The organism is Streptomyces sp. NPDC054786, assembly GCF_053611685.1.
In genome coordinates this window covers 17182-38559 of record NZ_JBSHAW010000060.1, presented here as the reverse complement: position 1 = coordinate 38559, position 21378 = coordinate 17182, and the positions used below count along the sequence as shown (strand labels likewise).

Sequence of the window (21378 nt, the reverse complement as noted above, 5' to 3'; positions counted from 1 at the left end):
GAGCGGGTGGGTGTCCGGACGTAAAGCGCAGCAGTCCGGACACCCACCCGCGCAGGCCCGTCACCGCACCCCGACAGCCCCGCGCAGCGGACTCACCCGCCGCCAGGCGAATGCGGCGGAGCCACAGCAGCCCCGACACCACCCCGCGGAGGCCCCGTCACCGCACCCGACGGCCCAGCGCGGCGGACTCACCAGCCGTCAGGCAGTGAGACACCGGCACGGCGGTCAAGCCGTACACGTGGGAGTGCGGGCAAGCACACTGGACCCGCCCGCACGGCGGTCAAGCCGTACACGTGGGAGTGCGGCCAAGCGCAGCGGACCGGCACGGCGGTCAAGCCCGTACATGTGGGAGTGCGGCCAAGTGCAGCGGACCGGCACGGCGGTCAAGCCGCACACGTGGGACGACAGCCAAGCGCAGCGGAACGTCACCGATCCGGAAGGTGGATGACCGGAAAGCTGCCCGTACTCGTGGGGGCGTTCTCCGGCAGCCAGAGGACGGAGACGGCGCCGGTCGAGCCGTCGGTGAGTTCATCGGCGTTGCGGAAGGTGAGGCGGGCGCCCAGTACGCGGGCCTGGCCGGCCGCGATGGTCAGGCCCAGGCCGTGGCCGCGCCCGGCCCGGTCGCTGCTGCCGGTGCGGAAGCGGCTGGGTCCCTCGCGCAGCAGCGCCTCGGGGAAGCCCGTTCCGTGGTCGCGGACCCGCAGGACCCGCCCCTCGACGGTGACCTCGATCGGCGGCTTGCCGTGCCGGGCGGCGTTGGCGATCAGATTGCCGAGGATCCGCTCCAGCCGGCGCGGGTCGGTGGTGACCTCGGCGTCCCGCACGACGTCGATGGTGATGCCCGGATCGAGGGCGCGCACCCGCCGGGCGACGAACTCGCCGAGCGCGACGTCCTGCAACTCGGCGCGCTCCGCATGGCCGTCGAGCCGGGCCACTTCCAGGACGTCCTCGACGAGGGTGCGCAGCGCCTGCGCACGGTCGCGTACGAGTTCGGAGGGACGGCCGGGCGGCAGCAGTTCGGCGGCGGTCAGCAGACCGGTGACCGGGGTGCGCAGCTCGTGCGCGATATCGGCGGTGACCCGCCGCTCGGCCTCGATGCGCTCCTGCAGGGCGTCCGACATGGCGTCCACGGCGTAGGCCAGATCGTCGGTCTCGTCGCGTACCCGCCCGCTGCCGACCTCGTCGCGGATCCGGACCGCGGTGTCGCCGTCGGCGAGCTTGCCGGCGGCCGCGGCCGCCTTGCGCAGCCGCTTGGAGAGCCGCCCGCCGACCAGCACCCCCAGCGCACAGCCGCCCACCACCACCGCGGTCGAGCCGATGACCAGCGCCTGATCGAGATCGTCCAGGACGGCGAAGCGGTCGGGGAAACGGTCGTGGACGGACAGCACCCGGCCGTTGCTGAGCGGTGAGGCGGCCCACACCTCGGGCGCGGTCTGCCCGGTGTCCTGGAGGTAGGTGGCGCGCTTGTTCTTGTCGACCTCGTCGCGCAGCGCCTCCGGCAGCTCAGGATCGTCGATCTTCGCGCCGAACTGCAGCCGGTTGGTGGAGACGAAGATCTTCTGCGTGAAGTTGAGCCGCTCGATCTGCACGTCCCGGCTGTTGTCGAGCATGGAGTGGCGGGCGGCGTTGTGCACGACAAGGCTCAGCGCGATCGCGACCAGCGCTCCGACGAGCGCGATCGCGGCGCTGAGCTTCCATCTCAGCCCCGTCCGCAGGGCCAGCCTGACCACCGGAGGTGTCAGCCTCTCAGCTTGTATCCGAAGCCGCGGACCGTCTCGATCCGGTCCTGGCCGATCTTGCCGCGCAACCGCTGGACATGGACGTCCACCACCCGGGTGTCACCACCCCAGCCGTAGTCCCAGACCCGCTCCAGCAGCCGGTCGCGCGAGAGGACCGTACCCGGTGCGTTGGAGAACTCCAGCAGCAGCCGCATCTCGGTCGGCGTCAGTGCGACGTTCTCGCCGCCCTTGCGCACCTCCATGCCCTCCGTGTCGACCTCCAGATCGCCGAAGCGCAGCACCGCCTCGGTGGCGTCGTCCAGCTCCGCCGCCGCGCCCTTGGTCCGGTCCGGGCCGCTGGCGTGGCCGAAGCGGCGCAGCACGGCGCGGATCCGGGCGACCAGCACCGCGCCGTCGAACGGCTTGGTGACGTAGTCGTCCGCGCCGGCCTCCAGGCCGAGCACCACATCGATCGAGTCGGCGCGCGCCGACAGCATGATCACGGGAACCGTCGACTCATCGCGGATCCGCCGGCACAGGCTCACACCGTCGAGTCCCGGCACCATCACATCGAGCAGCGCGATGTCGGGGCGGTCGGCGCGGAACGCCTCCAGGCCCGCGAGCCCGTCGGGCATCGCGGTGACCACGAATCCGTCCCGTTCCAGGGCGAGCTGGGTGGCCTCGCGGATGACGTCGTCGTCCTCGACGAAAAGCACATGGGTCTCGGCCATGCGGTTGTCTCAACCCTCCGTTCCCTTACCGTCGTCCGGCGTGGCGCCGTCGTCGGTGCTCGTGCTGTAGTCGGTGTGATACGGGCGGCCGCGCCGGCTGAAGCGGCCGTCCGCCCACTGGTAGGTCGTCACGTCCTCACCGGAGGGGCAGCACACCTTGTCGCCCGCGGCGTAGGTCTGCTCGGAGACCTCCAGCCGGCCCTTGTTGACCCCGGCGTAGACCGACGGCTGTTCATTGCTGTACACGGTGTCATACCCGTCCGGGGCGCCCTCGCGCCTGCGGAAGACATACGCACCGATGCCGACGGAATCCGCGCAGGTCATGACGTTGACGATGACATCGGGGGTCTTGCGGCCGGTCAGCGGCGCATAGGTCACCTCGACCGGGTACTCGTCCGCGGCGCACGGCTCGGCCAGCGACTTCTTCACGTCCGGGCCGATCTTCGGGGCGTCCTTGACCAGCTTGACGGCGTCGACCTTGTGGTAACCGGCGGTCGAGGTGGGGCTGGGGGTGGTGTGCACCGCGCCCTTGGGCGCGGGGGTGGTGCCGGCGGATCCCTCGCTGCGCACGCCCTCGCCCCCCGGATTGCATCCGGCCAGCAAAAGGCCGACGGCGGCCACTCCTGCCGTGGCCGCGCCGCCTCTGGTCAACCCGATCCTGGTCAACCTGTTCCTGGACAATCCGCTCCTGCTCACCGTGCTGCTCGCACAGCCGCCGATCCCGCTGCTGTTCCTGATGTGATTGTCGCGCGTCGAGCTGTGAGTCGTAAGGCGCCTGGCGTTGTGTCCGTTTTCATCGATAAAGACGCATTTCATCTCGTGCGTACCGGAATGGCGGGTGTTGCGCTTGATATACCGCCGCGTGGCGTGCGCCGCCGGTCAGGCCGCGCACCGCTCCCGCCCCCGCTCGCCGCGCTCCAGCATCCGCGCGTCGATGTCGCGCATCTGCAGCTCCTGACGCAGCCGGGCCAGCGCCCGGTGCAGCGTGCTCTTGACGGTCCCCGTGGACATGCCGAGCGCCGCCGCGGTCTCCTCCGTGCTCATCTGCTCCCAGTGTCGCAGCACGACGACGCTGCGCTGCTTGGGAGCCAGCACCCCGAGGATGTCCATCAGCAGGGCGCGGTCGGCGCGCTGCTCGGTGCCGTCGTCCACGCTCGCGTCCGGCAGCTGCTCGGTGGGCACCTCTTCCAGCTTGCGTGCCCGCCACCACTCCGTCCGCGTGTTGATCATGACGCGGCGGAGGTAGGCGTCGGCCAGCGACTTGTCCGCGATGCCGTCCCAGCGTCCGTACGTGCGGACCAGTGCCGTCTGCAGCAGGTCCTGGGCGTCGACCGGGTCGGGCACCAGGCGCCGGGCACTCCGCAGCAGGGCCTCCTGCCGCGTACGAACGTACTCTTCGAAGTCCAGTACCTTGCCGCCGCTGGTCGCCATTCCGACGCCTCCGATCCGCTTACGATTCCCCACGTTGACCGTGCTGGCGGTCATCTCCAGCACGAGTAAGACGCTACGGAGGGGGTGTTGCGGCGTAATGTGCGTCGGCCCCACAGGGAGTGCACGGAAAACCCTCGGTTGTGTAACAGCCCGCCAGGGGTCATACCTCGGACGGACGAAGGCCCGGTGAGCGTCATACTCCGGGGGGAGGAGCACCCCCACCAGAAGGCCTACCGGCCGTGACGTGGCGACAGTCGGGAAGGCGGAAGGTCTTCTTCCGGTCGCATCAGGGGCACTTTCCGGTCATGCGACGCGAAAGGTGACAGCGGGTCAGGGGGCTGGAGGGCAGCGGGCCAGGGGAGGCCACCGGACACGGAAGGGCGCGGCCGCCGAAGTGACCGCGCCCTCTTCTTCTCTAACAGGTACTCCCGTACGGGTGACCCCCGCGCTACGTGAGCGGCAACCGATAGCGGCCACCGCCGAGCGGCTCCACCAACCCGTCCGAGACCAGCCCGTCCAGCGCCCGGGCCCGTTGCACCGGCTCGTCCCACACCGCGTCCAGCGCCTGCTGCGGCACCGGCGAGACCGCCTCGCGCAGTACGGCGAGCAGCTTGCCGCGCACCTGCCGGTCGGTACCGGCGTACGTCTGGGTGCGACGCGGCGGACCGTCGTGCACCGGAGACCCGGCCCGCTGCCAGGCGCACTGCGCGGCGATCGGGCAGCGCCCGCACTCCGGTGCACGCGCCGTGCACAGCAGCGCACCCAGCTCCATCGTGGCCGCCGCCCAGCGAGCAGCCAGCTCTTCGTCCTGGGGGAGCAGCTGGCGGGCGAGTTTGCGCTCCGCGGCGGTGGTGGCGTTCGGCGGGAACTGGCGGCCGGCCACCGCGCGGGCGAACACCCGGCGCACATTGGTGTCCAGCACCGCGTGCCGCTGCCCGTAGGCGAAGGACGCGACCGCGGCGGCGGTGTACTCGCCGACGCCGGGCAGCGCCAGCAACTGGCCGTGCTCACGCGGTACGTCGCCGCCATGCCGCTCCTGTATCGCGGAGGCGGCGGCATGCAGCCGCAGGGCGCGGCGCGGATAGCCGAGCCGGCCCCAGGCGCGTACCGCCTCGCCCGGCGCCTCGGCGGCCAGGTCGGCGGGGCGCGGCCAGCGGGCCAGCCACTGCTCGTAGACCGGCAGCACTCTGCTGACCGGGGTCTGCTGCAGCATGAACTCGCTCACCATCACACCCCAGGCGCCCGCCTCGGGGCGGCGCCAGGGCAGATCGCGGGCGTGCTCGTCGAACCAGTCGGTGACCGGGCCGTGCAGCGCGGTCCCGTCGGCGGCTTCCGCGGCCGCGTCGGCGGCGGAAGCGGTCTCGGTGGCGGCGGTCGTGGCAGTGGTGGTGACAGGCGTCGAAGTCATGGCACTGCCGATCCTGGCACGTCCAAGGTCACCCGGGAAACGCACCGGGCCCGCCCCGCCGCGCGCCCACCCGCACGCAGGACGGCCGGGTACGCACGGGTGGCGGCTACCGGCGGTACGGGGCGGCCGGGGGAGGGGGTGGCGGGGAGCGGGACTTGGGGGCTGGGAGTGCTGGGAGTTGGGTGCGGTGAGCGGTACCTGGCGGCTGGTGGGTGGGGGTGGGCGTGTGAGTGGTGCGCGGTGGCGGGGAGGTGGGGTCGGGTGAGTGGTGCGCGGTGGTTGGGGGCGAGGTCGGGTGAGCGGTGCGCGGTGGTTGGGGGGCGAGGCCGGGTCAGCGGTGCGCGGTGGCCGGGGCGGCCGGGGTGGCCGGGTCTGCCGGGCAAGCTGCATGTGGTGGCCGGGAGGCTGCCCGGGCGAGCGGTACGTCGTGCTGGGTGCTGGGTGCTGGGGGTGATTACAATCCGAGGGAACTGATTACTCTCCGTAATCGTTGCTGGAATATGTGGAGGCGGCAAGCGGGGCGGCGAGCGAGGGGAGCGAGGATGCGGTCATGGCGGAGATGAGCGATACGGAAGATGCGGGCGGCTCGGCGGGGTTGGACGGCGCGGCGGGGGCGCGCGGCGCAGCGGGGCCGGTCGGTGCGGCGGAATCGGGCGCTGCGGCGGGAGTGGGCGGTACCCCCTGCCCGGAGGGGATCCGGCGGGCGCTGGCCGCGCATACGACGATGACGCTGGCGTACGTGGACGAGGAGGGGCCGCAGGCGTGCGCGGTGCTGTACGCGGCGGACACGGTCGGTGCGGGCCACGCAAGCGATGCGGCCGGTGCGGTCGACACGGTCCATGCGGCCGGTGCGACACGTGCGACCGGTGCGGCCGACGCGGCCGACGCGACCAACGCGACCGACGCGGCCGACGCGCAGGGCGGCACGGCAGTCGGCGCCGGGCCCGCGCTGTACTTCGTCACCGCGGCGACGACGCGGCACGGCCGGGCCCTTGCGGAGCCCGGCGCGCGGGTTGCGTTCACGGCACAGCGGGACGGTCAGGAGTGGAGCGGTCTGACCGGACTTCAGGGGCGGGGCCGCTGCCGCGCCCTGACCGGTGCCGAGCGGGCGGCCGGCTGGCGGGTTTATCTGGAGCGCTTCCCCTTCGTCGCGGCGAGCGACCGGCTGCGTGACGCCCTGGAGCGGACCGCGCTGTGGGAGCTGCGCCCCGACTGGCTGCGGTTGATCGACAACGGGCAGGGCTTCGGTCACAAGGAGGAGTGGTCGGGCCCGTGAGGCCGGGGCGCCCGCCCGCGCCCCTTCGCGGGTCGCCAAGGGTGCATCTGGCGAAAGCAAGGCCGGAGCGGAGCAGACCCAGCCCTAACGGGGCATCGGGCCCGTTAGGGCCGTAAACGCGGTCGGTAAGCCGTCTGTGGGCCGATCGGAAGCAGTCTCCGGGCCGATGATGGGAAAAGTTGCAGCCGGATGCGGCGGGTACTGGCCGGTGCGGCTGCCGATCTCTCGTAGAGTTTCCGCGTGGGATCACTGCGCAATCCGATCGGGCCGCTTCCCTCCTCCATCTACTGGCGGCGGAGGGCCGTTGCGCTGGGCATCGTCGCACTGCTCGCCCTTCTGGTCGTGTGGGCCCTCAACTTGGGCGCAAGCGGCGGCAAGAGTGACGACGAGGGCAAGGGGCCCCACGGCAAGGGACCCGCGACGTCCATCACGCCGGGGCCCTCCTCCAGTGGACCGGTGAACGATCAAAAGCCGGGCGGGCGTGATGAGTCGGGCGGTGGCGGGGGCTCCGGTTCCGGCGGCGGCTCGGGCTCCGCGGGGGGCGGCAGCGATGAGTCCGGTGGTGACTCCGGCGCCGGCTCCGGAGGTTCCGGTTCCGTTCCCGGTGGGCCGATCGGCCAGGGCTCGGGCAAGAATGCCGTCGAGGCCGCCTCCTCGCTCCCCAACTGCGTATCCGGCAAGGTGGAGTTGGTGCTGCACAGCGTCAAGAACTCCTATGCGCCGGGTGCCAAGCCGAAGTTCGAGTTGACGGTCAAGAATGCGGCCGGTGCCGCGTGCAAGGTGGATCTCGGGCAGAAGGCCGCGGTACTCACCATTACCGACACCGCGGGCGACGACCGGGTGTGGGCCTCGAACGACTGCCCGTCGGGCACCCGGCCCGCGCTGCTGCAGGTTCCGGCCAAGGGTTCCGTGAAGCGCACCATCGTGTGGGACCGCCGGGCCAGCGGCCCGCAGTGCGCCACTCCGAGCTCGGCCACGGTGCCGGCCGGTAAGTATCTGATCGAGGCCAAGGTGCCGGGGCTGGAAGCGGTCCATACGTCGTTCGTTCTGGCCGAGGACTGAGAGCGAAGGGCCGAGAGCGAAGGGCTGACGCCGAAGGGCTGACGCCGAAGGGCTGACGCCGAAGGGCTGAGGTAGGCCGGGGGCGTCACCGGTCCGGGAGCCACCGGCCCGGGAGTCTCATCGGCCTGGCCCCACAGGCATGAGGCAGGGCTTCCCCGGCCGGGGCGGGGCGGGGCGGCCCGGGGGGCGTGCCGGGATCCCCCGGGGCCAGCCGTTCCGCGCTTTCCGCCCGTAGGGATTCCGCTGAGAGCGTGCGCGCCCGCCCGCGGGCACCGCTGCCCGGCATAGTCGTCACCATGAAGCTATTGATGCTGGGCGGAACGGAGTTCGTGGGCCGGGCGGTCACCGAAGCGGCGCTGGCGCGAGGTTGGCAGGTGACGGTGTTCCACCGCGGGAATCATGCGCCGCCGCAGGGTGTGACGGCGCTGCACGGCGACCGTGGGGACGCGGCAGGGCTCGCGGCTCTGGAAAAGGGCGAGTGGGACGCTGTCGTCGACACCTGGAGCGGTGCGCCGTCGGCCGTACGGGACACTGCGCGGCTGCTGGCCGGGCGGGCCGGGGCGTATGCCTATGTCTCCAGCGGCTCGGTGTACGCCTTTCCGCCCACGGCCCGGCTCGATGAGCAGGCCCCGCTGGTGACGGGCTCCTCCGACGCCACCGACGCCGAGGACTATGCGCAGGCCAAGCGGGGCGGTGAGCTGGCCGCGGTCGAGGCGTTCGGGGACCGGGCGCTGCTGGTACGCGCGGGGCTGATCCTCGGGCCGTACGAGAACATCGGGCGGCTGCCGTGGTGGCTGGGCCGGATCGCCCGCGGCGGCCCGGTCCTTGCGCCGGGACCGCGGGGGATGGCGCTGCAGTACATCGATGTCCGTGACCTTGCCGAGTGGACGGTCGACGCGCTGCGGGCCGGGTTCGGCGGGGCGTACAACCTGGTGAGCGAGGTCGGGCACGCCACCATGGGTGAGCTGCTGGAGAGTTGTGCGAAGGTCACCGGCTCGGACGCCGAACTGCGCTGGACCGCCCCGGAGGACGTCCTCGCCGCCGGCATCGAGCCCTGGACCGAGCTGCCGGTCTGGCTGGCGCCCGGTGAGCTGCGGGACGCCATCTACGGCACCGAGGTGTCCAAGGCCCTGGCATCCGGGCTGCGTTGCCGTCCCGTCGGCGAAACCGTCGCCGACACGTGGGCCTGGCTGCGGACCGTCGGCGGGGTGGCCCCGCAACGCCCCGACCGCCCCGTACTCGGCCTGGCCCCGGAGAAGGAGGCGAAGGCGCTGCGCCGGGCCGACTGACCGAGCGCCGACTGACCGAGCGCCGACTGACCGAGCGCCGACTGACCGAGCGCCGACTGACCGAGCGCCGACTGACCGAGCGCCGACTGACCGAATGACGTGGGATGTTCCGTCGGGTCTCGCCGCTGCCGTGTGACGGCGAACTGTCGCTACGGCGCGGTGCCACGACGGCGCATGCCGATGCCTGCCGACGCATGACGGCGAGACCGAGGTGGGGAAATCAGGAGCGGCCGTCGGCCCGCCGCAGGTAGCCTCCGGGCAGGTCCCGACGTTGTACGCACCTTGGCGGGCACGCCCCGTCGCACACATCCTCCGGACACGGCCCGGGGCGCCAGCGAGAATCTGCGCCCAGCCCCAGCCCCAGCCTCGACCCCAGCCCGGCCCGCCCATGATGCGAGCGCAGCACGAAGCCCGCGCTCCACTTTGGACGAAGTCCGCCCGCTGCTACGGGGCGAGGCCCGCCCCTACTGCACCGCAGGACGAAACCGGAGCTCCACTGGCCTCAACCGGCTAGACGTACCGTTCCAAGATTGACGATTCCGCCAGTCGCGACAGTCCCTCGCGTACCGAGCGGGCGCGGGCCTCGCCGACGCCGTCGACCGCCTGGAGGTCGTCGACGCTGGCCGCGAGCAGTTTCTGCAGGCCGCCGAAGTGGTCGACGAGGCGGTCGATGACCGTGCCGGGCAGCCGGGGGACCTTCGCCAGCAGGCGGAAGCCGCGCGGGGAGACCGCGGAGTCCAGTGTCTCGGGTGCTCCGCTGTAGCCCAACGCGCGGGCCACGGTGGGGAGTTCGAGGAGTTCGGTGTGGCTGAGCGCGTCCAGTTCGGCGAGTGCTTCGACGACGGTGCGGGAGCGCTTGGCGGTCGGCTCGGGGACGTAGTCGCGGACGACCAGTTCCCGCTCCGGTTCGACGCCGGCGATCAGTTCCTCCAGCTGGAGGGTGAGCAGCCGGCCGTCGGTGCCGAGTTCGACGACGTACTCGGCGATCTCCGTGGCGATCCGGCGGACCATCTCCAGGCGCTGGGCGACGGCGGTGACATCGCGGACCGTCACCAGGTCCTCGATCTCCAGGGCGGAGAGGGTGCCGGCGACCTCGTCCAGGCGGAGCTTGTAGCGCTCCAGGGTCGCCAGCGCCTGGTTGGCGCGGGAGAGGATCGCGGCCGACTCCTCCAGGACGCGGCGTTCGCCGTCCACGTAGAGGGCGATCAGGCGCATCGACTGGCTGACGGAGACGACCGGGAAGCCGGCCTGGATGGAGACGCGCTGGGCGGTGCGGTGGCGGGTGCCGGTCTCCTCCGTGGGGATGGAGGCGTCCGGGACGAGCTGGACTCCGGCCCGCAGGATCTTGGTGATGTCCTTGTCGAGGACCAGCGCACCGTCGAGCTTGCACAGCTCGCGCAGCCGGGTCGCGGTGAACTCCACGTCGAGGACGAAGCCGCCGGTACACATGGATTCGACGGTCTTGTCGAAGCCCAGCACGATCAGTCCGCCGGTGTTGCCGCGGAGGATGCGCTCCAGTCCGTCGCGCAGGGCCGTACCGGGCGCGACGGCGCTCAGCGTGGCGCGCATCAGGCTCTCGGTACCGGAACTGCCACCGGACCTGCCGGGAGTCGATGCCCGGTCGTTGGCTGCCACTGCACTCCTCCGTTGCAAGGTCTGTCGGTCCGCAGGCCGCCCGGCCCTTGCTGTGTTGACGTACCAGCGGAGCGTACGTGGCCGACAGGCAATTCTGCGGTGACGGGCGAGACCAGGGCAAAGTCTACCGGCGTGCGCCCTCTTCCTGTGGGGCCTCCCGGCGTACCCGCTTGGGCAGGACGCTGAGGGCCTGTCCGATGTCGGCGACCTCCAGTACCCGCATTCCGTCGGGGATCTTGCCGGGGTCGGAGGGGACGAGGGCGTGGGTGAAGCCGAGCCGGGCCGCTTCGGACAGCCGGCGCTGGACTCCGGTGACCCTTCTGACCTCGCCCGCGAGGCCCACCTCGCCGATGGCGACGAGGTTTTTGGGGAGGGGGGTGTCGCTGGCGGCGCTGGCGAGGGCGAGGGCCACCGCGAGGTCGGCGGCGGGTTCGGTGAGCTTCACGCCGCCGACCGTTGCGCTGTAGATGTCGCGTTTGCCCAGGGCGCTGATGCGGCCGCGCTGTTCCAGGACGGCGAGCATCATCGAGACCCGGGAGGTCTCCAGGCCGGAGGTGGTGCGCCGGGGGGAGGGGATCTGGGAGTCGACGGTCAGCGCCTGGACCTCGGCGACCAGCGGGCGGCGGCCTTCCAGGGTCACCGTCAGGCACGTACCGGGCACGGGCTCGGCGCGGCGGGTCAGGAAGAGGCCGGAGGGGTCGGTGAGGCCGGTGATGCCTTCGTCGTGGAGTTCGAAGCAGCCGACCTCGTCGGTGGTGCCGTAGCGGTTCTTGACGCCGCGGACCAGGCGCAGCCGGGCGTGCCGGTCGCCTTCGAAGTGGAGGACGACGTCGACGAGGTGTTCCAGGAGGCGCGGTCCGGCGATGGCGCCGTCCTTGGTGACATGGCCGACCAGGAGGGTGGACATGCCGCGTTCCTTGGATGCCCGGATCAGTGCGCCGGCCACTTCGCGGACCTGGGCCATGCCGCCGGGGGCGCCTTCGATCTCGGGTGAGGCGATGGTCTGTACGGAGTCGAGGACCAGGAGGGAGGGTTTGACCGTGTCCAGGTGGCCGAGGACGGCGGAGAGGTCGGTTTCGGCCGCCAGATACAGATGGTCGTCGAGGGCGCCGATGCGGTCGGCGCGCAGCCGGACCTGGCTGGCGGACTCCTCGCCGGTGACGTACAGCGTGCGGTGTGCGTCGGAGGCGGCCTTGGCGGCGACGTCCAGCAGCAGGGTGGATTTGCCGACGCCGGGCTCGCCGGCCAGCAGTGCGACGGCGCCGGGGACCAGTCCGCCGCCCAGGACGCGGTCCAGTTCGGGCACGCCCGTCGAGCGGGCGGCGGCCTGTCTGCCGTCGATCTGGCCGATGGGCAGGGCCGCGGTGGTGACCCGGCCGGGTGCGGTCGTGCGCACCGCGGGGGCGCCGCCGAACTCCTCGACCGTGCCCCACGCCTGGCATTCGGGGCAGCGGCCGAGCCACTTCGCGGTGGTCCAGCCGCATTCCGTACAGCGGTAGGAGGGGCGCTCCTTGCCCGAGGATTTACGCGTTGCCATGGGGTCACCGTAGCGGCGGGGTCTGACAATGCTTCCCCGGCTTCGTGAGGGGCGGGGGGAGCCGGTGTCCGAGCGCTTCGGGAGCGGGGGCGGCCGCCCGCGTCGGCCGTTGCACCGACCGGGTGCCGCACACGGAGCGCACCGGCCGTGTAAAGGGCCATTCGTGTCCTCTTTTGAGGGAGATGGTCACCCGTAAGGGTTAAAAGTGTCCAACGCGAGCAAGACCGACTGCATCATCCGCCTACCGTCGCCGGGGTGATGAGCAGCAGGCCCGAGCACCCCACGCACTCCACCGGCGCACACCGGTCGCGCGGCGACGCGCGGCGCCGGAGCCGGCCGCAGCCGTCCGAGCGGCCCGGCCCGGACGCCGCGCGTCCCCCGGACACGCGCCCCGACGGCTACGAGCCTTATCTGGACGGGCTGTTCACCTATTGCCTGTCGGTGCTGTGCGAACACGACGTGGCGACCGCGGTGCTCGGCGAGATGCTCGCGCTCGCCGAGCGGCACCAGGGCAGGCGCCCCACCGACCGTGCGCAGTACCGTTCCTGGCTCTACGCCCTGGCCCGCTGGGCCTGTCTGCGCCGGCTCGCCGAGCGGACCGGCCCGGCCGCCAAGGGCTCGGCCGTCAAGGGCCCGGACGCCACCGGCCCGGCCGCTGCCGAGGCCGAGCGCCGGCAGCGTGAACTCGCCGCGCTGGCCTGGCCGGAGGCCGCCGGCACCTCCCCCGAGCAGCGTGAGGCGCTGGAGCTGTCGGTGCGCCATCGCCTCTCGGCCGACGAGGTCGCCGCGGTGCTCGGCGCCGACCCGATCGCCACCCGCGCGCTGCTGGCCACCGCGTCCTGCGAGGTGGAGCGGACCCGGGCGGCGCTGGCCGTCGTCGAGTCCGGCCGCTGCCGCGAGGTCGCTCAGCTGGCGGGGGACACCCAGATGCTGCTGGGCGCGGCGCTGAGCCGGGAGCTGGTGCGCCATGTCGACGACTGTGCCGAGTGCCGGCGGACCGCCGAGCGGGCGACCGTGCCGGGGACCTGGCCGGGCACCGCGCCGGTGGCCCGGGGTTCGCTGCCGCTGGTCGCCGCGCCCCATGAGGCCGTGCTCGGTGCGCTGGCCGCGGCGCGGGGCACCAAGTCGGGCCGTGCGGAGGGCGTGGCCGGTGCGGGGCGCGGTGGCCGGACGGGTGGGGCAAACGGTTCTCCTCGCTATGACCGCAGCGGGTTTCCCGTCGGCCCTCCCACGGACCGGGTGGCCCGCCGGCGCAGGCTGCGCGGCCGGGCGCTGACCACCACCGTGGTCGCCACGGTGATCGCGGCGCCGGTGCTGGCCCTGTGGGCGGCCTACCACGGCGGCCCCGCCACCGATGAGGCGGCGGCCGCCTCGCCCTCGGTGACGGCCAGTGACACGGAGGCCGGGGAGCAGCTGGGCGGCCGCCCGTACGAGAACGCCGGCAATGCCCGGACGACGCCGGAGCCCGGATTCCGGGGCGGCGACGGGACGCCCGACGTGTCCGTCGAGGTGATCAGCGCGGACGGCACCCGGCAGCGGCCGGGTGAGCCGGGCAGCCGGGCGGAGAAGGGCCCCGGCCGGCTGACGATCGCCGCGGAGCCCAGCGGCCGGACCACGGTCATCACGCTCAGCGCCGCGGGCAGCGCCCCGGTGCGCTGGCGTGCATCGGCGGGTGCGGCCTGGCTGCAGATGAGTCATACGGCGGGCACGCTGCGGCCGGGCGAGTCCACGACGATCACGGTCTATATCGACCACGACCGGGAGCCCTCGGGTCACTGGCGGGCCAGGATCGCCATCGAGCCCGGCGGCACCTCCGTCACGATGAAGGGTTACGGCACGACCGGGCCGGCCCCCGGCCCGCAGCGCCCGACGCCCGCGAAGCCGAAGCCGACGCCGCGCCCCTCGCACCCGACGCCGACACCCACGCCGACCCCTACGTCCCCGACGCCGACCCCCACGCCTCCGGCGCCGACCCCGAAGCCGACCGGCCCCGCCCCGTCCTCGACACCGTCGAACACGACGCATCCCGCCCGCTGAGCGCACCGGGGCCGTGTCGGCACCGGCGGCCCCGGAGCGCGCCTACTTCTGCTTCTGCGGCTTCTTCGGGGGCTTCGGGGGCGTGGGGTCCGCCGGATGCGGCGCCATCGGCAGCGTCGCCGCCAGCCGCTCCTCGCACAGCTCGGCGAGCTTGGCGTAGCCCTTCTTGCCCATCAGCTCGGTCAGCTCCGGCTTGTACGAGACGTAGACCGGGTCGCCCGCGCCGTGCGCCGAGGTCGCCGACGTGCACCACCAGTGCAGGTCGTGGCCGCCGGGGCCCCAGCCGCGCCGGTCGTACTCGCCGATCGTCACCTGGAGGATCTGGGTGTCGTCCGGCCGGTCGATCCAGTCGTAGGTGCGGCGGACGGGCAGCTGCCAGCAGACGTCCGGCTTGGTCTCCAGCGGCTCGCGGCCCTCGCGCAGCGCGAGGAGGTGCAGGGAGCAGCCCGCGCCGGCGGGGAAGCCGGGCCGGTTCTGGAAGATGCAGGAGCCCTCCCAGCGCCGGGTCTGCCGCTCGCCGTCCTCGTCCTCCTGGACCCAGCCCGACTCCGTGCCCACGTCGTGGTGCTGCCACACGTCGGGGGTGAGCCGGGCCACGTGCTCGGCCACCCGTTTCTCGTCGTCCTCGTCCGAGAAGTGCGCGCCGAGCGTGCAGCAGCCGTCGTCCGCCCGGCCGGCCTGGATGCCCTGGCAGCCGCTGCCGAAGATGCAGGTCCAGCGGGAGGTCAGCCAGGTCAGGTCGCAGCGGAAGAGCTGTTCGTCGTCGGCCGGGTCAGGGAAGGTGACCCAGGCGCGGGCGAAGTCGAGTCCGACCTCGTCGGCCGGGGCCTGCTTCGGGGACCGCGCCCTCTCAGTCGCCTGAGAGCGCCGCTTTTCTTCCTTGGTGAGCGGTTTTTCGTGCTTCGCCTTTTTCGTCTTTGCCACGACTCCAGCCTAAGGCGCGTCACGGTGCGCACCGCGACGACAAGAGTGAGCGACACGCGCAGTAGGTTTCCCCGTATGAGACTCGGTGTCCTCGATGTGGGTTCGAATACGGTCCATCTGCTGGTGGTGGACGCACACCCGGGCGCGCGCCCGCTGCCCGCCTATTCGCACAAGGCGGAGCTGCGCCTTGCCGAACTCCTCGACGAGTCCGGCGCGATAAGCGATGCCGGGGTGGAGCGGCTGGTGGCCACCGTGCAGGAGGCGCTGCAGGTGGCCGAGGACAAGGGCGTCGAGAGCGTGCTGCCGTTCGCGACCTCCGCGGTCCGCGAGGCCACCAACGGCGAGGAGGTCCTGCGCCGGGTGGCCGCGGAGTCCGAGGTCGAGCTGCAGGTGCTCTCCGGTGAGGACGAGGCGCGGCTCACCTTCCTCGCCGCCCGCCGGTGGCTGGGCTGGTCGGCGGGCCGGCTGCTGGTGCTGGACATCGGCGGCGGCTCCCTGGAGATCGCGTACGGCCTGGACGAGGACCCGGACGTGGCGGTGTCGCTGCCGCTGGGCGCCGGCCGGCTGACCGCGGCCGATCTGCCCGGTGACCCGCCGGAGCCCGACGACGTACGGACGCTGCGCCGCCGGGTGCGGGCCGAGATCGCCCGGGTGGTGAGCGAATTCACCCGCTACGGGACGCCCGATCGGGTCGTCGGCACGTCCAAGACCTTCCGGCAGCTGGCGCGGATCGCGGGCGCCGCGCGTTCGGGGGAGGGGCTCTACGTCCAGCGGGAGCTGACCCGTAAGAAGCTGGAGGAGTGGGTGCCGCGGCTGGGGGTGATGTCCGCGGAGGAGCGGGTCTCGCTGCCCGGTGTGTCCGAGGGGCGCTCGCGGCAGCTGCTCGCCGGGGCGCTGGTCGCCGAGGCGGCGATGGATCTGTTCGGGGTCGAGACGCTGGAGATCTGTCCGTGGGCGCTGCGCGAGGGCGTCATTCTGCGGCGGCTGGATCACCTGCCGTAGGGCGGGCCCGGACCGCCCGCCGTAGGGACAGGCCCCGGACCGCCCGCCGCAAGGACAGGCCCCCGGGTCATCTGCCGTAGGACAGGCCCTGGACCGCCCCGCCGTACGGCGGGCCCCGGACTGTCCGCCGCCCGCCGGGCGTTCGTGAGACTCGTCACGCCCCGGCCGCTCCCGGCACACCCGTGGCCCCCCGTCCCACGGCCCCCCGCCCGAACCGACAGGGGGCCGCGGCTGTCGGACCTCCTGCCCTGCGCCCGGCCCCGGCCCGTACGCTGTCCTTCGTGACAGAGCCAGTGGTGCGCATCCCGGATGCGAAGGTCGCGCTGTCCACGGCCTCGGTGTATCCGGAGTCGACGGCGACGGCCTTCGAGATCGCCGCGCGCCTCGGCTACGACGGTGTCGAGGTCATGGTGTGGACCGACCCGGTCAGCCAGGACATCGAGGCGCTGCGCCGGCTCTCGGACTACCACGGCGTGCCGGTGCTGGCCATCCATGCCCCGTGTCTGCTGATCACCCAGCGGGTGTGGTCCACCGACCCGTGGGTCAAGCTCCAGCGCGCCCGCACCGCCGCGGAGAAGCTCGGTGCCTCGACGGTGGTCGTGCACCCGCCGTTCCGCTGGCAGCGCAGCTACGCCCGGGAGTTCGTCCGCGGGGTGTGGCGGATGGAGCACGAGACGGACGTGAAGTTCGCCGTCGAGAACATGTACCCGTGGCGCTACCGGGACCGCGAGATGCTGGCGTACGCCCCGGACTGGGACCCCACCAACGACGACTACCGGCACTTCACGGTCGATCTGTCGCACACCGCCACCGCCCGCAGCGACGCCCTGGAGATGATGGGGCGGATGGGCGACCGGCTGGCGCATGTCCATCTCGCCGACGGCAACGGCTCCGCCAAGGACGAGCACCTGGTGCCGGGGCGCGGCAGCCAGCCCTGCGCGGCGATGCTGGAGCGGCTGGCGGCCACCGGCTTCGACGGCCATGTGGTGGTCGAGGTCAACACCCGGCGGGCGATGTCCGCGGCCGAACGCGAGGCCGACCTGGCCGAGGCGCTGGCCTTCACCCGGCTGCATCTCGCCTCGCCGACCTGGGTCCCGGGCTCGTGAGCGGCAGCGGGAACGGGCCGGACGACGCGTCCCCGGGGCCCGGTACGCCGCCCGCACGGGCCCGCCGCCGGGGCCGCCCGGCCCGTGCCGCCGCCGAGGCCGGGCCCGGCGCCCGTGAGCGGATTCTGGCCGCGGCCCGTACGGAGTTCGCCGAGCGCGGCTACGACAAGACCTCGGTCCGCGGTATCGCCAAGGCGGCCGGGGTGGACGCGGCGCTGGTGCATCACTACTTCGGCACCAAGGAGCAGGTCTTCGAGGCCGCCATCGAGCTGACCTTCGCGCCCGCGCTGACCATGCCGGAGGCGATCGCGGGCGGCGGTGAAGCGGTGGGCGAGCGGATGGCCCGCTTCATGTTCGGCGTCTGGGAGAACCCCGTCACCCGGCAGCCGCTGCTGGCGATCATGCGCTCGGCGCTGACCAACGACACCGCGGCGGCGGTGCTGCGCGGGCTCATCGAGCGGCGGATGCTGCAGCGGGTGGCGGGCGAACTGCACGTACCCGACCCGCAGTTCCGGGCGCAGCTGGCCGCCGGGCACCTCATCGGGATCGCCATGCTGCGCTATGTGATCAAGATGGACCCGGTCGCTTCGGCGGACACGGAGGAGATCATCGCCATGGTGGCGCCCACCCTCCAGCGGTATCTGACACAGCCCTGACAACCGCCTCCCGTGCCGCCCCAGGGGCCTGATCGCCGCCATGACCTGCATGGACGGCCGTCGCGCCGGCGTCCGCAGTGCGGGCAGCTGTCTCATATGCCGGAGAGGCTGTCCAGATCTTGGATCAGGAGCGTAATCTCGACTGGAGCTGATATATGACGCCACCCGGTACGTGGCAGGGCCAGGTACCGGCGCCGGCGGTCGTACGGACGTAATCCCGAGGGAGTGACCATCGTGCCCGAGCTGAGGTCCCGCACCGTTACCCATGGCCGCAACATGGCCGGCGCCCGAGCCCTTATGCAGGCGTCCGGCGTAGCGCGGGAGGACTTCGGCAAGCCGATCATCGCCGTCGCCAACAGCTTCACCGAGTTCGTGCCCGGCCATACCCACCTCCAGCCGGTCGGCCGGATCGTCTCCGAGGCGATCCACGAGGCCGGCGGCATCGCCCGCGAGTTCAACACCATCGCGGTCGACGACGGCATCGCCATGGGCCACGGCGGCATGCTCTACAGCCTGCCCTCCCGCGACCTGATCGCCGACTCCGTCGAGTACATGGTCGAGGCGCACTGCGCCGACGCGCTGATCTGCATCTCCAACTGCGACAAGATCACCCCGGGCATGCTGATGGCCGCGATGCGGCTCAACATCCCGACGGTCTTCGTCTCCGGCGGCCCGATGGAGGCCGGCAAGACCACCCTCGTCGACGGCACGGTCCGCACCCTCGACCTGGTCGACGCGATCTCGGACGCCGTCAACGACAAGATCTCGGACGAGGACATCCTCCGTATCGAGGAGAACGCCTGTCCGACCTGCGGCTCCTGTTCCGGCATGTTCACCGCCAACTCCATGAACTGCCTGACCGAGGCGATCGGCCTCTCGCTGCCCGGCAACGGCTCCGTGCTGGCCACCCACACCGCCCGTAAGGCGCTGTACGAGAACGCCGGCCGCACCGTCGTCGAGATCACCAAGCGGCACTACGACGAGGACGACCACACCGTCCTGCCGCGCAACATCGGCACCCGCGCCTCCTTCGAGAACGCCATGGCCCTGGACATCGCCATGGGCGGCTCGACGAACACGATCCTGCATCTGCTGGCCGCCGCGCAGGAAGCCGGCCTCAGCTTCGACCTGGACGACATCAACGCGGTCTCGCGCCGGGTGCCGTGCCTGGCGAAGGTCGCGCCGAACGTCGCGCCGGGCGGCACGTACTACATGGAGGACGTGCACCGGGCCGGCGGCATCCCCGCCATCCTCGGCGAGCTCTACCGCGCCGGCCTGCTCAACGAGGACGTGCACACGGTGCACAGCGCCTCGATCGAGGAGTGGCTCAAGACCTGGGACGTGCGCGGCGGTTCCCCGTCCGACGTGGCCGTCGAGCTGTGGCACGCGGCCCCCGGCTGCAAGCGCTCGGCGACCGCCTTCTCCCAGTCCGAGCGCTGGGCGAGCCTCGACGTCGACGCCGAGGGCGGCTGCATCCGCGACCTGGCGCACGCCTACTCCGTCGACGGCGGCCTGGCGGTCCTCAAGGGCAACCTCGCCGAGGACGGCTGCGTCGTGAAGACCGCCGGCGTCGACGAGTCCATCTGGACCTTCGAGGGCCCGGCCGTGGTCTGCGAATCGCAGGAAGAGGCCGTCGACAAGATCCTCAAGAAGCAGATCAAGGAGGGCGACGTCGTCGTCATCCGCTACGAGGGCCCCAAGGGCGGCCCCGGCATGCAGGAGATGCTCTACCCCACGTCCTTCCTCAAGGGCCGCGGCCTGGGCAAGACCTGCGCCCTGGTCACCGACGGCCGCTTCTCCGGCGGCACGTCCGGCCTGTCCATCGGCCACGCCTCGCCCGAGGCGGCGGCCGGCGGCACCATCGCCCTCGTCGAGGACGGCGACCGCATCCGCATCGACATCCCGAACCGCACGATCGAACTCCTCGTCGGCGACGTGGAGTTGGAGTCCCGCAGGCTGGCCCTGGAGGGCGTCTACGCGCCCAAGCAGCGCGAGCGCAAGGTCTCCCAGGCGCTGCGCGCGTACGCGGCGATGGCGACCAGCGCGGACAAGGGCGCGGTGCGTGATGTGAGCAAGCTGGGCTGAGGCCGCACCCGCCTGCCTCAGCAGAAGGCCCCCGTCGTGTGACGGGGGCCTTCTTGCTGTGCGCCTGCCGGGAGAGCGGCGGGCGCGGTGCGCACGCGCCCGACGCTCGGTTCGCGCTCCGAGGTCACCGGCCGTCCGTGCGGAAACACCGACAGGGGGTTGTCGCCGCCGCCTCCGAGGGTGGGACGAGCCGGGACCCGCCCGGCGCGATACGAGAGGGACGACATGCCTGGATTCAACGGCATCGGCTGGTTCGAGATCGGTACCGACGACCCGGCGGCCGCGGAGCGGTTCTACGGTGACGTGTTCGGCTGGACGGTCTCGCACGACGACACGAAGAGCACGGACCCGGCGTACCAGATCCTCACCACGGGCGACACGGAGGGACTGCACGGTGGACTCTTCGCGACACAGGGAAAGACGCCCAACTATGCGGTCTTCACCGTGCTGGTCGAGGACGTCGCGGCCACCTGCCGCCGGGTCGAAGAGGCGGGTGGCCAGGTCCGGCGCGCGCCGGAGGCCAACCCGGCCGGGGTGACTTTCGCGCACCTGCTGGACCCGGCCGGTAACCACTTCGCGGTGTTCACGCCGCCGCTCGCCCGACCCTGAGCGGTCGCGCTGACGGGCCGACGGGCCGACGGGCCGGTCGGCGGGGCCTGCCCGGCCTGGCCGGCCGAGAGTGCGGCGGTCAGCTCAGGGTGAGTTGATGGACGATCCCGTACGGGATGTCGAGGTCCTCGCTGCGCAGCGTGCGTGGCGTGGGCACTTCGGCGGTGACCGAGACCGAGGTGATCCGGTCGGTGCGGAAGGCGCGCAGAGCGTCGCGCATCCGGCACCAGGCCACCAGATACCAGTGGGTGGCCGTGCCGACGTAGCCCAGCGGCTCGATCTCCCGCATCGTGGTGGCACCCTCGCGGTCGCCGTAGCCGATACGCAGGACGCGGCCGGTGGACACCGCGTCGGCCACCATGCGCGGCATCGACGGCGGGGTGCCCGCGTCGTCGCCCCCGAGCAGGTGGATGCGGCCGGCCAGGTCGTGGGCCGCGGCGGCGTCGTCACCCTGCATCGCCGCGACCAGCTTGCGCAGCGCCGAGCCCGCGGTGGCCTGGAACGGCGTGCCCTTCAGCCGCCGTAGCGCCACCGCCATCGCGACGGCCTCGCCCGGCGTGAGGTTGACCGGCGGCAGCGTGCGCGCCTTGTCGAGGCAATAGCCGCCCGTGCGGCCGGACTCGGCATAGATCGGCACCCCCGACTGCTGCAGCGCGTTGATGTCCCGTTCGACCGTGCGCACGCTGACCTCGAAACGACCGGCCAGCCAGCGGGCGCTGCGCGGGCGGGGCGCGATCGCCCGCAGCTCCTCGACCAGGGCATAGAGACGATCGGTACGGTTCACGCGCGCCAACCTACAAGCCGGGTACGACAAGAGACGGCCGACGGGTGCGGTGCGCGACAGGGGCCGGGTGCGCCCCCTGTCGGCGCGC

General features: G+C 72.4%; 18 protein-coding genes. 9 read left to right on the top strand and 9 right to left on the bottom strand.

Annotated elements, in window-relative coordinates; all coding sequences use genetic code 11:
• Positions 1–425: 425 nt before the first annotated feature.
• From cseC to ACWGI6_RS34835, 5 genes are all read right to left on the bottom strand, one after another.
• Positions 426–1730, bottom strand: coding sequence for a two-component system sensor histidine kinase CseC (cseC, locus tag ACWGI6_RS34855; RefSeq protein WP_393909161.1), 1305 nt, complete (start codon positions 1728–1730; stop codon positions 426–428).
• 8 nt (positions 1731–1738) lie between these two features.
• Complete coding sequence (gene cseB / locus ACWGI6_RS34850) at positions 1739–2449, bottom strand: two-component system response regulator CseB (RefSeq protein ID WP_453271213.1); 711 nt, start codon at positions 2447–2449, stop codon at positions 1739–1741.
• A 9-nt stretch (positions 2450–2458) separates the two neighbouring features.
• Positions 2459–3019, bottom strand: coding sequence for a hypothetical protein (locus ACWGI6_RS34845; protein ID WP_453271212.1), 561 nt, complete (start codon positions 3017–3019; stop codon positions 2459–2461).
• Positions 3020–3328: 309 nt separating this feature from the next.
• Positions 3329–3934, bottom strand: a complete 606-nt coding sequence (locus tag ACWGI6_RS34840; RefSeq protein ID WP_392378565.1) for a SigE family RNA polymerase sigma factor — start codon at positions 3932–3934, stop codon at positions 3329–3331.
• A gap of 394 nt (positions 3935–4328) precedes the next feature.
• A complete protein-coding gene (locus ACWGI6_RS34835) occupies positions 4329–5288 on the bottom strand; it encodes an A/G-specific adenine glycosylase (protein WP_453271211.1) in 960 nt (319 codons plus the stop codon).
• A 550-nt stretch (positions 5289–5838) separates the two neighbouring features.
• On the opposite strand from ACWGI6_RS34835, the gene ACWGI6_RS34830 reads away from it, so the two are divergent.
• From ACWGI6_RS34830 to ACWGI6_RS34820, 3 genes are all read left to right on the top strand, one after another.
• Positions 5839–6564 carry a pyridoxamine 5'-phosphate oxidase gene (locus ACWGI6_RS34830; RefSeq protein ID WP_453271210.1) on the top strand — a complete coding sequence of 242 codons (726 nt, stop codon included), beginning with the start codon at positions 5839–5841 and terminating at the stop codon, positions 6562–6564.
• Positions 6565–6804: 240 nt separating this feature from the next.
• Positions 6805–7626 (top strand): hypothetical protein, encoded by an 822-nt coding sequence (locus ACWGI6_RS34825; RefSeq protein WP_453271209.1) that lies wholly within the window; start codon positions 6805–6807, stop codon positions 7624–7626.
• 296 nt (positions 7627–7922) lie between these two features.
• Positions 7923–8915, top strand: coding sequence for an NAD-dependent epimerase/dehydratase family protein (locus ACWGI6_RS34820; protein WP_453271208.1), 993 nt, complete (start codon positions 7923–7925; stop codon positions 8913–8915).
• Between the two features lie 510 nt (positions 8916–9425).
• Here the strand turns inward: ACWGI6_RS34820 and disA are convergent.
• Both disA and radA read right to left on the bottom strand, forming a co-directional pair.
• Complete coding sequence (gene disA / locus ACWGI6_RS34815) at positions 9426–10550, bottom strand: DNA integrity scanning diadenylate cyclase DisA (RefSeq protein ID WP_393909155.1); 1125 nt, start codon at positions 10548–10550, stop codon at positions 9426–9428.
• 124 nt (positions 10551–10674) lie between these two features.
• A complete protein-coding gene (gene radA, locus ACWGI6_RS34810; protein WP_453271207.1) occupies positions 10675–12087 on the bottom strand; it encodes a DNA repair protein RadA in 1413 nt (470 codons plus the stop codon).
• 258 nt (positions 12088–12345) lie between these two features.
• Here radA and ACWGI6_RS34805 point away from each other — a divergent pair, with 258 nt between their 5' ends.
• Complete coding sequence (locus ACWGI6_RS34805; protein WP_453271206.1) at positions 12346–14124, top strand: BACON domain-containing protein; 1779 nt, start codon at positions 12346–12348, stop codon at positions 14122–14124.
• Between the two features lie 42 nt (positions 14125–14166).
• Here ACWGI6_RS34805 and ACWGI6_RS34800 read toward each other — a convergent pair whose 3' ends face one another.
• Entirely contained in the window at positions 14167–15048 is an 882-nt protein-coding gene (locus ACWGI6_RS34800) for a hypothetical protein (RefSeq protein WP_453271205.1), read from the bottom strand.
• Between the two features lie 75 nt (positions 15049–15123).
• Between ACWGI6_RS34800 and ACWGI6_RS34795 the strand changes: the two genes are divergently transcribed.
• From ACWGI6_RS34795 to ACWGI6_RS34775, 5 genes are all read left to right on the top strand, one after another.
• Positions 15124–16050, top strand: coding sequence for a Ppx/GppA phosphatase family protein (locus ACWGI6_RS34795; RefSeq protein WP_453271204.1), 927 nt, complete (start codon positions 15124–15126; stop codon positions 16048–16050).
• Positions 16051–16331: 281 nt separating this feature from the next.
• A complete protein-coding gene (locus tag ACWGI6_RS34790) occupies positions 16332–17156 on the top strand; it encodes a sugar phosphate isomerase/epimerase family protein (RefSeq protein ID WP_393909150.1) in 825 nt (274 codons plus the stop codon).
• Complete coding sequence (locus ACWGI6_RS34785; protein ID WP_453271203.1) at positions 17153–17812, top strand: TetR/AcrR family transcriptional regulator; 660 nt, start codon at positions 17153–17155, stop codon at positions 17810–17812. The genes ACWGI6_RS34790 and ACWGI6_RS34785 overlap by 4 nt, the downstream gene beginning before the upstream one ends.
• A 234-nt stretch (positions 17813–18046) precedes the next feature.
• Positions 18047–19897: a dihydroxy-acid dehydratase gene (gene ilvD / locus ACWGI6_RS34780; RefSeq protein WP_453271202.1), complete on the top strand. Its 1851-nt coding sequence runs from the start codon at positions 18047–18049 to the stop codon at positions 19895–19897.
• A gap of 225 nt (positions 19898–20122) precedes the next feature.
• Positions 20123–20506, top strand: coding sequence for a VOC family protein (locus ACWGI6_RS34775; RefSeq protein WP_453271201.1), 384 nt, complete (start codon positions 20123–20125; stop codon positions 20504–20506).
• 79 nt (positions 20507–20585) lie between these two features.
• Here the strand turns inward: ACWGI6_RS34775 and ACWGI6_RS34770 are convergent, their stop codons facing one another.
• The gene (locus ACWGI6_RS34770) at positions 20586–21290 is read right to left on the bottom strand and encodes a helix-turn-helix transcriptional regulator (protein WP_453271200.1); all 705 of its coding nucleotides are present in this window, start codon (positions 21288–21290) and stop codon (positions 20586–20588) included.
• Positions 21291–21378 lie beyond the last annotated feature (88 nt).

Coding starts and splice junctions, on each gene's coding strand:
- radA (WP_453271207.1), bottom strand. CDS start 12,087: ATGGCAACGCGTAAATCCTCGGGCAAGGAGCGCCCCTCCTACCGCTGT.
- ACWGI6_RS34795 (WP_453271204.1), top strand. CDS start 15,124: ATGAGACTCGGTGTCCTCGATGTGGGTTCGAATACGGTCCATCTGCTG.
- ACWGI6_RS34835 (WP_453271211.1), bottom strand. CDS start 5,288: ATGACTTCGACGCCTGTCACCACCACTGCCACGACCGCCGCCACCGAG.
- ACWGI6_RS34840 (WP_392378565.1), bottom strand. CDS start 3,934: ATGACCGCCAGCACGGTCAACGTGGGGAATCGTAAGCGGATCGGAGGC.
- ACWGI6_RS34830 (WP_453271210.1), top strand. CDS start 5,839: ATGGCGGAGATGAGCGATACGGAAGATGCGGGCGGCTCGGCGGGGTTG.
- ACWGI6_RS34775 (WP_453271201.1), top strand. CDS start 20,123: ATGCCTGGATTCAACGGCATCGGCTGGTTCGAGATCGGTACCGACGAC.
- ACWGI6_RS34805 (WP_453271206.1), top strand. CDS start 12,346: ATGAGCAGCAGGCCCGAGCACCCCACGCACTCCACCGGCGCACACCGG.
- cseB (WP_453271213.1), bottom strand. CDS start 2,449: ATGGCCGAGACCCATGTGCTTTTCGTCGAGGACGACGACGTCATCCGC.
- ACWGI6_RS34820 (WP_453271208.1), top strand. CDS start 7,923: ATGAAGCTATTGATGCTGGGCGGAACGGAGTTCGTGGGCCGGGCGGTC.